This is a genomic window from Streptomyces sp. NBRC 109706 (genome assembly GCF_000974485.1).
Taxonomy (GTDB): domain Bacteria; phylum Actinomycetota; class Actinomycetes; order Streptomycetales; family Streptomycetaceae; genus Streptomyces.
Genome location: NZ_BBOM01000004.1, coordinates 835,797 through 849,553 on the forward strand (window position 1 = coordinate 835,797; position 13,757 = coordinate 849,553).

Annotated in this window: 16 protein-coding genes; 11 read left to right on the forward strand and 5 right to left on the reverse strand. The window is 70.5% G+C overall.

Annotated features, from left to right (window positions below; all coding sequences use genetic code 11):
• Window positions 1-201 precede the first annotated feature (201 nt).
• Entirely contained in the window at window positions 202-1,926 is a 1,725-nt protein-coding gene (locus AOM46_RS03380; protein WP_062205317.1) for a PHP domain-containing protein, read from the forward strand.
• Entirely contained in the window at window positions 1,923-2,471 is a 549-nt protein-coding gene (locus AOM46_RS03385) for a hypothetical protein (protein WP_062205320.1), read from the forward strand. Before AOM46_RS03380 ends, AOM46_RS03385 begins: the two co-directional genes overlap by 4 nt.
• 508 nt (window positions 2,472-2,979) lie before the next feature.
• Here the strand turns inward: AOM46_RS03385 and AOM46_RS31560 are convergent.
• Both AOM46_RS31560 and AOM46_RS03390 read right to left on the reverse strand, forming a co-directional pair.
• Entirely contained in the window at window positions 2,980-3,180 is a 201-nt protein-coding gene (locus AOM46_RS31560) for a DUF397 domain-containing protein (RefSeq protein WP_078856422.1), read from the reverse strand.
• Window positions 3,164-4,054, reverse strand: coding sequence for a helix-turn-helix transcriptional regulator (locus AOM46_RS03390; protein ID WP_062205323.1), 891 nt, complete (start codon window positions 4,052-4,054; stop codon window positions 3,164-3,166). The genes AOM46_RS31560 and AOM46_RS03390 overlap by 17 nt, the downstream gene beginning before the upstream one ends.
• Window positions 4,055-4,594: 540 nt before the next feature.
• On the opposite strand from AOM46_RS03390, the gene AOM46_RS35790 reads away from it, so the two are divergent.
• The 9 genes from AOM46_RS35790 to AOM46_RS03430 all read left to right on the forward strand — a co-directional run bounded on the left by AOM46_RS35790 (window position 4,595) and on the right by AOM46_RS03430 (window position 9,560).
• Window positions 4,595-5,077: a hypothetical protein gene (locus AOM46_RS35790; protein WP_062205327.1), complete on the forward strand. Its 483-nt coding sequence runs from the start codon at window positions 4,595-4,597 to the stop codon at window positions 5,075-5,077.
• The gene (locus tag AOM46_RS33810; protein WP_158920224.1) at window positions 5,064-5,219 is read left to right on the forward strand and encodes a hypothetical protein; all 156 of its coding nucleotides are present in this window, start codon (window positions 5,064-5,066) and stop codon (window positions 5,217-5,219) included. Before AOM46_RS35790 ends, AOM46_RS33810 begins: the two co-directional genes overlap by 14 nt.
• Window positions 5,213-5,434 (forward strand): hypothetical protein, encoded by a 222-nt coding sequence (locus tag AOM46_RS03400; protein WP_062205329.1) that lies wholly within the window; start codon window positions 5,213-5,215, stop codon window positions 5,432-5,434. The genes AOM46_RS33810 and AOM46_RS03400 overlap by 7 nt, the downstream gene beginning before the upstream one ends.
• On the forward strand, window positions 5,431-5,781 hold the full coding sequence (locus AOM46_RS03405; protein ID WP_062205332.1) for a hypothetical protein: 351 nt from the start codon (window positions 5,431-5,433) through the stop codon (window positions 5,779-5,781). Before AOM46_RS03400 ends, AOM46_RS03405 begins: the two co-directional genes overlap by 4 nt.
• Window positions 5,782-5,828: 47 nt before the next feature.
• Window positions 5,829-6,296 (forward strand): hypothetical protein, encoded by a 468-nt coding sequence (locus AOM46_RS03410; RefSeq protein ID WP_062205335.1) that lies wholly within the window; start codon window positions 5,829-5,831, stop codon window positions 6,294-6,296.
• 567 nt (window positions 6,297-6,863) lie between these two features.
• Complete coding sequence (locus tag AOM46_RS03415) at window positions 6,864-7,148, forward strand: hypothetical protein (RefSeq protein WP_062205338.1); 285 nt, start codon at window positions 6,864-6,866, stop codon at window positions 7,146-7,148.
• Window positions 7,149-7,194: 46 nt separating this feature from the next.
• The gene (locus tag AOM46_RS03420; RefSeq protein WP_062205340.1) at window positions 7,195-7,467 is read left to right on the forward strand and encodes a hypothetical protein; all 273 of its coding nucleotides are present in this window, start codon (window positions 7,195-7,197) and stop codon (window positions 7,465-7,467) included.
• Window positions 7,464-7,865: a hypothetical protein gene (locus tag AOM46_RS03425; RefSeq protein ID WP_062205343.1), complete on the forward strand. Its 402-nt coding sequence runs from the start codon at window positions 7,464-7,466 to the stop codon at window positions 7,863-7,865. The genes AOM46_RS03420 and AOM46_RS03425 overlap by 4 nt, the downstream gene beginning before the upstream one ends.
• A 282-nt stretch (window positions 7,866-8,147) precedes the next feature.
• Window positions 8,148-9,560, forward strand: a complete 1,413-nt coding sequence (locus AOM46_RS03430) for a condensation domain-containing protein (protein ID WP_107079964.1) — start codon at window positions 8,148-8,150, stop codon at window positions 9,558-9,560.
• Window positions 9,561-9,621: 61 nt separating this feature from the next.
• Here AOM46_RS03430 and AOM46_RS03435 read toward each other — a convergent pair whose 3' ends face one another.
• The 3 genes from AOM46_RS03435 to AOM46_RS03445 all read right to left on the reverse strand — a co-directional run bounded on the left by AOM46_RS03435 (window position 9,622) and on the right by AOM46_RS03445 (window position 13,746).
• Window positions 9,622-10,791, reverse strand: coding sequence for an aldose epimerase family protein (locus AOM46_RS03435; RefSeq protein WP_062205347.1), 1,170 nt, complete (start codon window positions 10,789-10,791; stop codon window positions 9,622-9,624).
• A 95-nt stretch (window positions 10,792-10,886) separates the two neighbouring features.
• A complete protein-coding gene (mmsB, locus tag AOM46_RS03440; protein WP_234313607.1) occupies window positions 10,887-12,146 on the reverse strand; it encodes a multiple monosaccharide ABC transporter permease in 1,260 nt (419 codons plus the stop codon).
• Window position 12,147: 1 nt separating this feature from the next.
• Window positions 12,148-13,746 (reverse strand): ATP-binding cassette domain-containing protein, encoded by a 1,599-nt coding sequence (locus AOM46_RS03445; protein WP_062205351.1) that lies wholly within the window; start codon window positions 13,744-13,746, stop codon window positions 12,148-12,150.
• Window positions 13,747-13,757 lie beyond the last annotated feature (11 nt).

Here is a 13,757-nt window from a genome sequence, read left to right on the forward strand (position 1 = left end):
GCCGGCGGGCCTTTCTCCGCGTTCGGGCACCTTCCGTAACCCTTCATCACAGATGTCTGAAAACAGCCGTTCGATGGGCGCGTTGGTGACGTCTGCTCCTCATCCCGCGTTCATATGACCCGCCAAGAGTGCCCCTCGGTCGAGGTTTCCGCCCGCATGGCGAGCGGACCACGTCAACGGAGAGCCGGGAGCGGAACACGCATGTCACACGGACACCATCACCACCACCACGGACACGACCACGATCACGGGCACGGGCACGGGCACCATGAGGCGGACTCCGGCCCCCTCCCCGAGGCGCTCGATCTCGCCATCCCCGACAGCGAGTTGAGCCCCGCCCAGCTCTCCAGACGCGGCATGCTGCGCAGCGCCGGGCTGCTCGGGGCCGGCATCGCCGGCGCCGGCCTGGTCACCGGGGCCGCGACCCCGGCCGCCGCCGCCAGCCCGGCCGGACGCGGCGGTGGCGGCGGGGGCCGCCGGCTGCGCTGGCTGGCCGGCGACCACCACATCCACACCCAGTTCAGCTCCGACGGCATGTACCGGGTCGGCGACCAGGTCCGCAACGGCGCCAGGTTCGGCCTCGACTGGATGGTCATCACCGACCACGGCAGCGTCAACCACAGCCGGATCGGCGTCGAGAAGGTCAACCCCGAGATCCGCGCCGCCCGCGAGACCCACGACGACACCCTCGTCTTCCAGGGCCTGGAGTGGAACATCCCCTCCGCCGAACACGGCACCGTCTTCGTCCACCCCGGCCGCGACGAGGTGCGCGTCCTCAAGCAGTTCGAGACCGACTACGACGGCAGCATCAACAACGCGTCCGGCAACAGCCCCGCCAACGAGGCGCTGGCCATCGCCGGGCTCGACTTCCTCGCCGAACAGGTCCGCCGGCGCAAGGTCAAGGACGCGCTGATGCTGGCCAACCACCCCGCGCGACAGGGCGTCGACTCCCCGCACGAGATCCGCGCCTGGCGCGACGCGCAGCCCCGTATCGCCGTCGGCTTCGAGGGCGCCCCCGGCCACCAGGCCGCCGGCATCGCCGAACCCCACGGCCCCGGCGGCGGCCGCGGCTACTACGCCGGCAGCCCGGGCCCCAACTCGTTTCCCGGCTACCCGGCCGAGAGCTACCGCACCTGGGGCGGCTTCGACTGGATGACGGCCACCGTCGGCGGCCTGTGGGACAGCCTCCTCAGCGAGGGCAAGCCCTGGTGGATCACCGCCAACTCCGACTCCCACGCCAACTACGCGGACGCCTCTGCCCGCCCCGAGGGCACCGACTTCGACGCCAACGGTTACCACGACGACCCCGTCTACGCCGGCACCGGACTCAACCTCGGCGCCGGCGACTTCTGGCCGGGCCAGTACAGCCGCACCCATGTCGGCTCCACCGACTTCTCCTACGCGGCCGTGATGGAGGGCATCAGGCGCGGCCGGATCTGGGTCGACCACGGCGGGCTGATCGCCGGCTTCGACGCCCAACTGCGCGGCGGCGGCCGGTCCGTGACCCTCGGCGACACGCTGCTGGTGCGACGCGGCACCAAGGTCGAACTCCGCCTGGAGATCGAGCTGGCGCACACCCCCAACTGGGCCACCTTCCTGCCCCGACTGGCCCGCGTCGACGTCATCAGGGGCGCGGTCACCGGCGACGCCGCCGACCGCGACACCTTCCACGCACCGGACACCCGCGTGGTCAAGTCCTTCGACGTCAACCAGACCGAGGGCACCGTCACCTTCACCTACGACCTGGGCCGCGTCTCCGAACCGGCCTATGTCCGGGTGCGCGGCACCGACGGCAAGCGGAGCCAGGTCGGCCTCGGCGGCGCCCGCGTCGACCCGGCCGGCCCTGCCCTCGACGTCCTCGGCGACGCCGACCCGTGGGAGGACCTCTGGTTCTACGCCAACCCCATCTGGGTGCTGCCGGAATGACACCCACCGAGTGGATCGGCCTGGCCGCCGGCCACGGGAGCAACGCGGAGGCGGACCATCGTCTCCACCACCTCGCGGCCGAACTCCCCCTACCGGCCGCGACGTTCGGCGAGACGGTCCGGGTGGCCCCGGGCCGTCTCGGGCTCCGCGTCGGCCTCCCCGACGAGCCGTCCGCCGACGCGGCGCTGCGCCGCCTCGCCGACTCCGACGGCCTCTCCGTCGCCTGGCGCGACCGGCGCCTCGGCGCCGACCCGCACCGCGACGACGCGGTGGCCGCCCTCCGGGGCGGCGGCCGCGTGGTCCTCTTCCCCGGCTGGTCCGACATCCCGCCGACCCTGACCATCGCGGAGCTGCTGGCCACCACCGCCATCGACCATGTCACGGCCCTGGGCGGCACCCCCGTCGCCCCCACCGCCCTCCTCGAAACCCGAGGCCACCTCCGCCCCCAGTGGCACGACGGCCTCCTCACCCTCCAACTGGCCCCCGCCCACCACGGCTACCTCCCCTTCGACCTCCCCGACCCCCACCCCTGCTGCACGCCGTAGCCGCGCAGGCTCAGCAGCCACCCCCCGGGGCGCGGCCCGCCCCGCGTGCGCGGGGGAGTTGGCGCGAACTTCGGTCCCCATCCCGCGTGTGTGGTGCGGCTACGACGTCCGGTCTACGTGGCGCGTGGTCGGCCGGGTGCGGGTGGGTGGCGAATGCTGAAAAGGCGGCTTCTACGGGAGGGAGGGTGGGCTCCCGGACGGCCCGGCTCGCTGGCGCGTGGGCGGTCGGGTCTGATGACCGTGCCCCACGGGCGCGGGGACCGCGCCGCCGCCGGGGACGACCGCCCGGCGGGGGTGCACGTGGCGCGCACCCGGCTTCGCCGGGCCTGCCGGCGGCGCCCACGCCCGCCTCGCCCGCTCACCTCCGCGGGCCTTCGCGGGGAGGAGCCCGATGCAGTCACTGCATCGGGCATCGCGTGTCGTCTGTAGAACACCCCCGCGCGTGCCGGGAAGCGTGCTGTGGTCAGGGGCGTTGTGCGTCGATCTCCCCCCACCATGCACAGCACGGTCAGGGGCGGTTGGCGGCGCTCTGGAGGAAGGCGCGCCAGGTGGATTCGCTAAATCGTGTGATGCCCGCCTCGTGGTTCTTGGTGTCGCGCACGGCGACGACACCCGCAGTGGCAGCCATCTCGACGCAGTCCCCCGTCCCGTTGCTGTAACTGGACTTGCGCCAGGCCAGGTTGGTGACGCGCTCAGTTCTGTTGTTCATAGTTTCCTGCAATCTCCGCCATCAGCCGTCGGGACGCCCGCTCGTCCAGCGATGCCTGCCAGATCTCCCGGAACGCCGCGTCGTACCGTTCCACTTCCGTCGGCTTGTCCAGGTACAGGTTGCCCGTATAGCCGTCCGCAAAGATAGTCGGTGGCTCGGTTTCCTTGCCGTCCGGCCCGACCGGAAAGCGCAGGATGCTGAACGGGCCGGTGACCATGCCCACATGAGCTCCGGCCTCGAACGGCACCACTCGCAGTTCGATGTTGGGCCGCTCCGACATGTAGACGAGATGGGCGAGTTGATGGCGCATAACCTCGGCTCCGCCCACTGGATGTCGGAGGACGGACTCGCTCAGGGCCACGCGCAGCGTCAGCGGTGTCGTCTTCCGTGTCAGCAGCGCTTGCCGCTCGATGCGTAGCCGCACCCGCCCCTCGCGCTCCTCCCGGCTGATCCCCGGCGTGTGGATGCGGATGATGTCATCGGCATACCCCTCCGTCTGCAGCAGCCCGGGTACCACATCACCCTCATATCCGGTCTTGCTGCTCGCGGCCTCCTCCAGACCGACGTAGAGGTCGAACCCGTCCGGAATCACGTCGCCGAATGCATGCCACCAGCCGCGCGCCTTGGTTTCCTTCGCCAATCCCATGAGTGCCTTGGTCAGCTCCGGAGTCGCTCCGTAGATCTCGCACATGTTGCGCACGTCCAGGCTACGCATGGAGACCTGCCCGGTTTCGATGCGCCAGATCCGTGGCGTTGACCATTCGAGCAGGTCAGCCGTGGCCCGCACCGATAGGCGCGCCCTCTCGCGTAGCTCCCGCAGGTGTCTCCCCAGTTGTCGCCTCGGCACGGTCGAGCCCGTTGTTCCCTCCACCATCGAGCGCCCTCCCTGACGGTTCGTAATGGTCTCAACACACTGAACGTAGACGTGCATTGCAGTCGTTCGCAACGCAGAGCAAGTGTTCGAATGCCTTTTGAGCGAACTCGCCCTTCGTAGTCTTGCGGGCGGTGTCAGAAGGCAGGCAGTCTTATCGCGTCGGTAGCTGAGCGTACGAACTCAACCACGCGTGGTGTGAGTTGGGTCTTCGACGCTGGGCGCCGACGAGTAAGCGACCGTATGCCACAGAGTGACGATCGGCGGGTGCTCCCTCATCGTGAGCCTCATCTCCATACGTAGCTGAAGCTGCGATTTGGCGCGATATCGAGCATCGTGCCGCTCGTCATGCGGCTGAACGGGCCTCCGTGCCTGTTCATCGTCCCCCGTCCGCATTGCGGGCGGTTCCGTCGCCCGGCTCCCCTTTGTGGGGCCGTGGCGGCGGGTGGTGTTCCCCCGGGTTGGTCTGCCCAGTCCTGGCCCGGGGGGACGCGGCCCTCGGGGCCTCATTCCCCTTCACCCCTCACACCGTGGAGTTGATCTATGTCCGAGAACGTTGAACTTACCGTGGGTTTCCAGCTGTTGACGACGACGGCTGACAACCACGTGTTGATGGTGCGGAGCGCCGAGGGAGTGTGGGAGTTGCCCCGAGGGACGGTCGCGCCGGGGGCCTGCCCGGTGGCGTCGGCGCGCGAGGCGGGGGTGCGGCGGTCGGGGTACTGCGGGTCGTTCGAGTACGCGCTCGCCGTCAGTCTGGAGACGAACGCCGACGGTCGGGTGACCGGGCTGGAGTACGTACTGGACGGCGGCCGGACGGAGACCGTTCCGACTGGGCCCGGCCGTCTTCGCGCGGGCGCGGCCTGGCGTCCGATGCGTGAGCTGCTGGAGTCCGAACCGCTGATCCAGCACGCGCTGCTGGCCCTGGCGCAGGGCGAGCGGGTGCCGGTGTTGGTCAACGGCGAGACCACGCTGGCGGGTTGGCCGGCCGAGGCGGCCGGAGAGGTGGCTGTCGATGGCGGGCGGTGAGGAGACGCCGCAGGAGCCGGAGGGGGAGGAGCCGGCGGAGGAAGCGGAGGAGGAGTCGCACGCGGAGCTGCGCCGACGGCTGCGTGAGGTGAACGCGGCCAGTCAGCTCAATCACCGGTTGAACGGGGGCCGCTCATGGTGACGGCCTACAGCCTTCTCCCCGACGAGTTTCCCGGCGCCGAGCCCGTGCGGTGCTTCATGGAGTGCCGGTCGTGCGGGGTGTGTGGGTCGGTGGGGGAGGACGGTCTCGATGGCGCGGAATGGGCGGCGTCCCATCTGGAGCGACACCCGGACCACCTCGCCTACCGCGAACACACCACCCGGCCCTACCGGTTCCAGCCGGGGGAGACATCGTGAACTGGTTGCTTGCCCCGGTGCGTGAACAGGGCGCACCTGAGGGGATCTTCGGGGGCGAGTGCGTCACCTGCGGCGAGCTGTCGCCCCTGGTGGACGACGATCCCCAGCCGGTTGCGATATGGGCGATACGCCATACCCAACGGGAGCCGTCGCACGGGTTGTTCCTGTTCCGAGCGGAGAAGCACTGGCGCGTGGAGCGATGCGCCGACGGCATCGAGGGCGACGCCGAGGCCCGAAGTGGGCGTCATCCGGTGGCTGAGTTCTTCGACCGAGCGTTCGGGCCGGCGTTCGTGGGACTGATGTGCCTGCTGACCGCGTTCGCCGGCTACCTCATGGCCTACACCTGACCCCCCGACCCCTGACCCTTCACGAACAGAGAGACCAGCGTTCCCTCATGACCATGACCACCACCACGATTCTCCGTTCGCCCCTCCCGATCGTCTTCCACGTCCTGGTGACCACGTGTCGCAGCCGACATGTGTTGATGGTGCGGGACGAGGAGGGCGGCGGTTGGATGCTGCCCGCCGGCGTGGCTGCGCCGGGGCGGTGTCTGATTCTCACCGCGCGGCAGACGCTGCTGGACTCGACCGGCTACGACCGGGCCGTCTCCGAAGCACTCGCCGTCAGCCTGGACACGGATGCCGGCGGCACGCTCAACGCCCTCTCCTATGTCCTCGACGGCGGGGAAACGGCGGACGTCCCCCGGCACCCGCACCACCTTCCACCGAACGCGGCCTGGCTCCCCAAGCGCGAACTCACCCACCCGCCCGCCCTCGTCCACCGCGGGATGATCGCCGCGGCCCAACACCAGAAGCTGCCCCTCCTCGTCAACGCCGACCGCCCCGAAGCGGCCTACACCTGACGGCAGTCCCCCCGCCTCGCGAACGCCTCGCGAAGGCCCGCGAAGGTGAGCGGGCGAGACGGGCGTGGGCGCCGCCGGCAGGCCCGGCGAAGCCGGGTGCGCGCCACGCGCACCCCCGCCGGGCGGTCGTCCCCAGCGGCGGCGCGGTCCCCGCGCCCGTGGGGCACGGCAGCCGGACCCGACCACCCACGCGACAGCGAGCCGGGCCGCCCGGGAGCCCACCCTCCCTCCCGTAGGAGCCGCCTTTCAGCATTCGCCACCCACCCGCACCCGGCCGACCACGCGCCACGTAGACCGCACGTCGTAGCCGCCCCCGCCCCTGCGTACACGGGGGACCAGCTGACATCCGCCTTGTAAGGGCGGCGCTCACGGACCACCCCGCGGGCGGGAAGCAGCCCGAGCGAAAGTGGCCATCGGGGTCGCCCCCACGGCAGTGTGACCGGGTGTGCACCATCCGTAATTCGGGCCGTCGGTCGGAGACGGTCGGAGACGGTGTTGCGGGGCGGGATGGGCGGGGGTGTAGTGGGAAGGACGGGAACCCCGGGAGCGGAGGGTGGTGGGTGGGCGGTGGCGGAGACGGCGTTGCGGCGGCAAGCCGAACGGCTGCGGGAGCGCGGGCTGCGGCTGGAGAGTACGGAGGCGGCGCGGGCGCTGTTGGGGAGCGACCCGGAGCAGCCCTCGCGACTGGAGAACGAGATCGACGCGCTGCTTGAGGAGCACGGGCCGCGTTCCGGCGACACGGTGCTGGTCGACACCTGGGAGGGCGAGCTGAACTGCCGGCTGCGCCGCGAGGCGGATGCCTCGGCCGAGGCATCCGCCGAGGGGGAGGGGATGCCGCCTCCCGAGGGCTGAGGTCAAGGCTCTGGCCGGCGGGGCTCCCGCGTGGTACTACTGAAGTATGACCATGCGGAAGACGGCGATCTCGTTGCCCGAGGATCAGTTGTTGCGGCTCAAGGCGGCCGAGGCCGCCGGCCGTATTCCTAGCGTTTCCGGGCATATTCAGGAGCTGCTGCGCCGCGAGGAGGAGACCGCCGAGGTGGACGAGACGCTGCGGCGTCTCTTCGGTGATCTGGCCCCCGGCGCCGAGCATCAGAAATGGGCCGACCGCGCCCTCGGCCTCGACGATGCGAGCGGTACCAAGAGCACGAGCAACGCAGACGGCGTCGCGTGACGGCGGACGCCATAGGGGGGCGGATTCTGGACACCACGGCGCTGGTCGCCGCCGCCCGGGGCAGTCTGCACATGCGGGCGCTGCTCAGCACGGCCCACCGCCAGGTGATCCCGTTGTTGGCGCCCGCGACCTGCGTCGCCGACGCCTCGGCCGCTCTGCAGCCGCACGGCCGGGACGCGCTGACCGCGATCCTCCGGTTCCCGTTGGTCGCCTTCGCCTCGCTGGACGAGGCGCATGCCGTCGGCTCCGGGATTCTCCGTTCCGCGCACCGGCCGGCCGCGACCACGCCCGGGCATGTCGCCTATCTGGCCGCCGCCAGGCAGTGGCCGGTGATCACGGCCAGCCCGGAGCCGCTGCGCACCCTCTACCCCGCCATCGACGTCGAACTGCTGCCCTGAGCACGGGCTGATCCACGAAGGTCCAAGAGACACGCCCCAACGCCGGGGCGACCCCGCACCGCCACCCGCAGGGCAGGGCGTGACCGGGAGGGGGCCGGCGCGTTGGTCAGGGCAGGCCGCCGGGCGATGTCGGACGAGCATCGGCCGGCGGCGGGCCGGTGGCGTCGATTCCCCACCGCCGAGCCGTTCCCCATGGCTCGGTCGTCGACCGCCGCCGCGCGCCCAGTTCATCCGACCCCCACCTGCGCCGCCCGCGTCCCCGGCCGGCGAACGGAGAGCCCCGTGCGAATGACCGACATCCAGCGTTGCGAGATCCGGCCCGGGCGTCTCGTGGAGTGGACGTTGGCGGCGACGACCGTCGAGGCCGCGCGCGGTCTGCCGGAGGACGCGCGACCGGCGTCCTATGTCCAGGAGTTCCATCTGCGGTCGGCCCGGTCGGTCCGCGACCAGGGGCTGTTCGTGCCCAACTGGCTTGGCGCCGCGTTCGATCTGCCGGGTCCGGTGGATCTCGGCGTCCTGGAGGGCGCGCTGCACGCCTGGACGGCGCGCCATGAGACGTTGCGCAGCGGGTTCCGTTGGGTCGACGGCGAGCTGCGGCGGTTCACCCTGGAGGTCGGCGCGGTGGCGCTGGACCGGGCGGACGTCGGGGAGTTCACGGATGGCGCGGTGCTCGCGCGCCGTCTGCAGGACCGTTTCGACCGCACCGCAGAGGCGCTGGTCTGGCCGAACTTCCTGTTCAGCGCGGTGCTCAGGGAGGACGGCGCCAGCGTCTATCTGGCGTTCGACCACAGCAACGTGGACGCGGGTTCGATCTACCGCATCCCGGCGGAGATCCATGAGCTGTATGCGGCGGGGCTCGCCGGGCGGGCGGCCCGGCTGCCGTCGGCGGCCAGCTATGTCGACTTCTGCGCGGCCGAGCGCGGCGAGGCCGACGCGATCGACGGCGGCCATCCGACGGTCGGCCGGTGGCGGGAGTTCGTCCGGCGGTGCGGGGGCACGATGCCCCCGTTCCCGGTGGATCTCGGCATCGATCCGGCGGGGCCGATGCCGCCGCAGCGGTTTCTGTCGGAGCCGCTGGTCGGGGACGCGGACGCGGCGGCGTTCGAGGCGTACTGCCGGCCCTATGGCGGGAGCCTGGTGGGGGTGCTGGCGGCCACCGCGCTGATTCTGCGGGATCTCGGCGAGACGGAGGTGTACCGCACCATCGTGCCGTTCCACACCAGGGCGAAATCGCACTGGGCGCATGCGGTCGGCTGGTTTGTCGGCGGGGTGCCGATCGAGGTCCCGGTGGCGGCGTCGACGGAGCTGCGCGGGGCGTTGGAGACGGTGCGCGGGCAGCTGCGGGCCAACCGGGCGTTGGCGCGGGTGCCGATCGCCCGGGCGATCGCGGTGTTGGGCGAGGAGTTCCCGCAGGCGTCGCCCGATCCCTGCTCGTTTGTCTCGTTCGCCGACACCAGGGACATGCCGCTCTCCGCGCGCTGGGCGGAGCTGCGGGCGTACGGGCTGGTCAGGGTCTCCTACGGGTCCCAGGTGTGCGTGTGGGTGACCAGGTCGCACGAGGGGCTGTGGTTCGCCTCGCGGTTCCCGGACACCGATGTGGCGCACAAGAACCTGCGCCGTTACACGGAGGCGCTGCGGGATCTGGTCGCCTCCGTCGCGCGGCTCCGGGAGGCGGACCGGGCGCCCGTCGGCTGAGGTCCCTCGGCTGAGGCCCCGGCCCCCGGCCTCTCGACAGGGGGCCGGGGGCGCGGTCGGGTCAGCGGGTGCCGAAGGCGTAGACGGTGGTGGAACGGTAGGTCTCGCCGGGCCGCAGCGTGGTGCTGGGGAACTCGGGCTGGTTGGGGGAGTCGGGGAAGTGCTGCGTCTCCAGGCAGAGGCCGTCGCCCTGGCGGTAGGCGCGGCCCGAGGTGCCGACCAGGGTGCCGTCCAGGAAGTTGCCGCTGTAGAACTGCACGCCGGGCTCGGTGGTGGCGACGGTCATCAGCCGGCCCGAGCCGCGCTCGTAGAGCTGGGCGATCCGCTCGGGCCGCGCCGTGCTGCCCTTGTCCAGCACGAAGTTGTGGTCGAAGCCCTGGCCGTAGAGGATCTGCTGGTGGCTCTCCCTGATGTCCTCGCCGATGGTCTTGCCCCGGCGGAAGTCGAACGGGGTGCCGCCGACGGAGGCCAGCTCGCCGGTGGGGATCAGCGTCGCGTCCACCGGGGTGAAGCGGCCGGCGTTGAGGCTGAGTTTGTGGTCGTAGATGCCGCCGCTGCCCTCGCCCGCCAGATTGAAGTAGGTGTGGTTGGTGAGGTTGACGACGGTCGGCGCGTCGGTGGTCGCCGTGTAGTCGATGCGGAACGCGCCCTCGTCGGTGAGGGTGTACTCGACGGTGATGTCGAGTTCGCCGGGGTAGCCCATCTCGCCGTCGGGGCTGGTGTAGTGGAGGGTCAGCCCCGCGTCGCCGTTCGGGGTGACATCCCAGACCCGCTTGTCATAGCCGGTGGTGCCGCCGTGCAGGCTGTTGGGCCCGTCGTTGAGGGGCACCTGGTGCTCGGTGCCGTCCAGGGTGAAGCGGCCGCCGGCTATGCGGTTGCCGTAGCGGCCGATCAGCGCGCCCATATAGGGGGAGTCGCCCAGATAGGGCTCCAACTCGCCGAAGCCCAGGGAGACATTGGCCAACTCGCCGTCCCGGTCCGGGACTTCGAGGCTCTGCACGATTCCGCCGAAGTTCAGCACCCCGAGGCGGACGCCGCCCGCGGCCAGGGTCCAGCGCTGGATCTCGGTGCCGTCCGCCAGGCGGCCGAACGTTTCCGCACGCGGCGGCTCGCCACCGTGCCCGCCGCTGTGCGCGCTGCCGGGTTCACCGGCGGCGGCGCGGCCCACCGTGGCGGCGGTCAACCCGGCCGCCGCGGCCGACGCGATCACGGCTCGTCGTGAGGTGGTCATCGAAGGTGTCTCCTTCTGATCGTCTAGCGAAGGTACGAATGACTGGGTGTCCCGTTTGGTGCGGTTGAACGATTTTCCCAGGCGGGTTGCCCGCGTCAGGTTCTGGCCCTGCGCTTGTTCCACACGTCGAAGCCGACGGCGGCCAGCAGCACCAGCCCCTTGATCACCTGTTGCCAGTCCTGACTGATGCCGACCAGGGACATACCGTTGTTGAGCACGCCCAACACCAGGCCGCCGATCACGGCGCCCAGCACGGTGCCGACCCCACCGCTCATCGAGGCGCCGCCGATGAACGCCGCCGCGATCGCCTCCAGTTCGAAGAGATTGCCGGCGCCGGGCGTGCCCGCGTTGAGCCGGGAGGCATAGACACAGCCGGCCAGCGCCGCCAGCACGCCCATGTTGACGAAGACCAGCAGGGTGACGCGCTTGTCCTTGACGCCGGACAGCTGGGCGGCGGCCCGGTTGCCGCCCAGCGCGTAGATATGGCGGCCGACCACCGCGTTGCGCATCACGAAGCCGAGCGCGACGAGCAGTCCGCCCAGGATCAGCAGCACCACGGGAACGCCCCGGTAGCTGGCGAGGGTGAGGGTGAACGCCAGTACGGCGGCGACGATCGCGGCGCATTTGAGGGCGAACATCTGGAACGGCAGGACCTGCAGTTCGTAGGCGCGTGACTGCTGTCGTGCGCGCCACTCCTGGAAGAGGGCCACCGCGCAGACCAGCACGCCCAACAGGATGGTCAGGTTGTGGTAGTTGGTGTCGGGCCCGACTTCGGGGAGGAAGCCCTGGCTGAGGTCCTGGAAGCCTTCGGGGAACGGGGCCACCGACTTGCCGTCCAGCAGGATCTGGGTGGCGCCTCGGAAGAGCAGCATCCCGGCGAGCGTGACGATGAAGGAGGGGATGCCGACATAGGCGATCCAGAACCCCTGCCAGGCGCCGACCACCGCCCCGATCAGCAGCGAGGCGAGGAGCGCCAGCTGCCAGGGGATGTCGTGGTCGACCATCATCACCGCGGCGGCGGCCCCGGTGAACGCGGCCAACGACCCGACGGACAGATCGATATGGCCATTGATGATCACGATCATCATGCCGATGGCCAGAATAAGGATGTAGCTGTTCTGAAGCAGAATATTGGTGACATTGCGGGGCAGGAGCATGTCGCCCCCGCTCCACGCCTGGAAGAGCCCCAGCAGCAGCACCAGCGCGATCAGCATGCCGTACTGCCGCATGTTGGTGCGCAGCGCGCCGAGCAGCTGCGCGGCGACCGCCCCAGGGCCGCCGCTGCCCTTGCCGAGCGTGCTCCGGTCGTGCGTGTCCTTGTCCAACGGGTTCCTGTCGCGTGTGGTCCGGCTCATCTCAACCCTCCCCGTTCTCGTCCGATATCCCGGAGACCTCCGGGAGTTCGGTGCGTGTCAGCAGCCGCATCAGGCCCTCCTGGGTGGCGTCCGTCCGGTCCAGCACCCCGGTCAGTCGGCCGAACGCCATGGTGGCGATCCGGTCGCAGAGGCCGAGGAGTTCGGAGAGCTCGGAGGAGATGACCACCACCGCCTTGCCCCGCGCGGCGAGTTGGTCGATCACGGCATAGATCTCGGACTTGGCGCCGACGTCGATGCCCCGGGTCGGTTCGTCGAGGATCAACACCTGTGGTTCGGTGTTGATCCACTGGCTGAGCACCACCTTCTGCTGGTTGCCGCCGCTGAGCCGGCCGACCTGCTCGAAGACCGTCGGCGCCTTGATGTTCATCGAGGTGCGGGCCCGTTCGGCGACCCGTCGCTCGTCATGCGCGTCCACCAGGCCGCGCCGCGCCATCCGGGGCAGCGCGGCCAGCGAGATGTTGCGGGAGATGGTGTCGATCAGGTTGAGGCCGTAGGTCTTGCGGTCCTCCGTCACATAGGCGATGCCGTGTCCGACCGCCTCGGCCACCGTGCGGGTGGAGATCTCCCGGCCGTGCAGCTCGACGGAGCCGCGCTCGAAGCGGCCCCAGGAACGGCCGAAGAGGCTCATCGCCAACTCGGTGCGGCCCGCGCCCATCAGCCCGGCGATGCCCAGGATCTCCCCGTGCCGCACCTCGAAGGACACCGAGTCCACCACCCGGCGACCGGTGTCCACCGGATGCCGCACCGTCCAGTCCCGCACGGTCAACGCGACCTGTCCGGCGCGTTCGCCCGTGTAGGGGGTGCGGGCCGGGAAGTACTGGTCCAGCTCGCGGCCGACCATCCGTTGGATCAGCTGGTCCTCCGACACCCGCGCCGGCTCGCCCGGGCTCTCCCGCACGGTCAGCGTGTCGATGGACCTGCCGTCCCTGAGCACCGTCACCGAATCGGCGACCTGCAACACCTCGCCCAACTTGTGCGAGATCAACACACAGGAGATGCCCTGGTCCCTGAACTCCCCGATCAGCTTCAGCAGTTTGCGGGCGTCCGTATCGTTCAGCGCGGCCGTCGGCTCGTCCAGGATGAGCAGCTTGACCCGCTTGGCGAGCGCCTTGGCGATCTCCACCAACTGCTGTTTACCGACGCCCAGTTCGGAGATCCGGGTGCCGGGCCGCTCGTCGCCGAGGTTGACCCGGCGCAGCAGCCGCTCCGTCTCGACCAGGGTGTTCGACCAGCTGATCACCCCACGCCGGGCACGTTCGTTACCCAGAAAGATGTTCTCCGCGATGGACAACTGCGGTACCAGCGCCAGCTCCTGATGAATGATCACGATGCCGCGCCGCTCGCTGGCCCTGATGTCCTTGAACGCGCACGGCTCCCCCTCGAAGCGGATCTCCCCACCGTAGGAGCCGTGTGGGTGCACCCCGCTGAGCACCTTCATCAGGGTCGACTTGCCGGCACCGTTCTCGCCGCAGATCGCGTGCACCTCACCGGCGCGCACCGAGATGTCGACACCGTCCAGGGCCTTGACGCCGGGGAAGCTCTTGGTGATGCCGCGCATTTCCAGCACCTGCTGCGCCATGGCGTGTACCT

Coding starts and splice junctions, on each gene's coding strand:
- AOM46_RS03410 (WP_062205335.1), top strand. CDS start 5,829: ATGACCATGACCACCACCACGATTCTCCGTTCGCCCCTCCCGATCGTC.
- AOM46_RS03380 (WP_062205317.1), top strand. CDS start 202: ATGTCACACGGACACCATCACCACCACCACGGACACGACCACGATCAC.
- AOM46_RS03400 (WP_062205329.1), top strand. CDS start 5,213: ATGGTGACGGCCTACAGCCTTCTCCCCGACGAGTTTCCCGGCGCCGAG.
- AOM46_RS03435 (WP_062205347.1), bottom strand. CDS start 10,791: ATGACCACCTCACGACGAGCCGTGATCGCGTCGGCCGCGGCGGCCGGG.
- AOM46_RS31560 (WP_078856422.1), bottom strand. CDS start 3,180: ATGAACAACAGAACTGAGCGCGTCACCAACCTGGCCTGGCGCAAGTCC.
- AOM46_RS03385 (WP_062205320.1), top strand. CDS start 1,923: ATGACACCCACCGAGTGGATCGGCCTGGCCGCCGGCCACGGGAGCAAC.
- AOM46_RS35790 (WP_062205327.1), top strand. CDS start 4,595: ATGTCCGAGAACGTTGAACTTACCGTGGGTTTCCAGCTGTTGACGACG.
- AOM46_RS03445 (WP_062205351.1), bottom strand. CDS start 13,746: ATGGCGCAGCAGGTGCTGGAAATGCGCGGCATCACCAAGAGCTTCCCC.
- AOM46_RS03390 (WP_062205323.1), bottom strand. CDS start 4,054: ATGGTGGAGGGAACAACGGGCTCGACCGTGCCGAGGCGACAACTGGGG.
- AOM46_RS03420 (WP_062205340.1), top strand. CDS start 7,195: ATGACCATGCGGAAGACGGCGATCTCGTTGCCCGAGGATCAGTTGTTG.
- mmsB (WP_234313607.1), bottom strand. CDS start 12,146: ATGAGCCGGACCACACGCGACAGGAACCCGTTGGACAAGGACACGCAC.
- AOM46_RS33810 (WP_158920224.1), top strand. CDS start 5,064: ATGGCGGGCGGTGAGGAGACGCCGCAGGAGCCGGAGGGGGAGGAGCCG.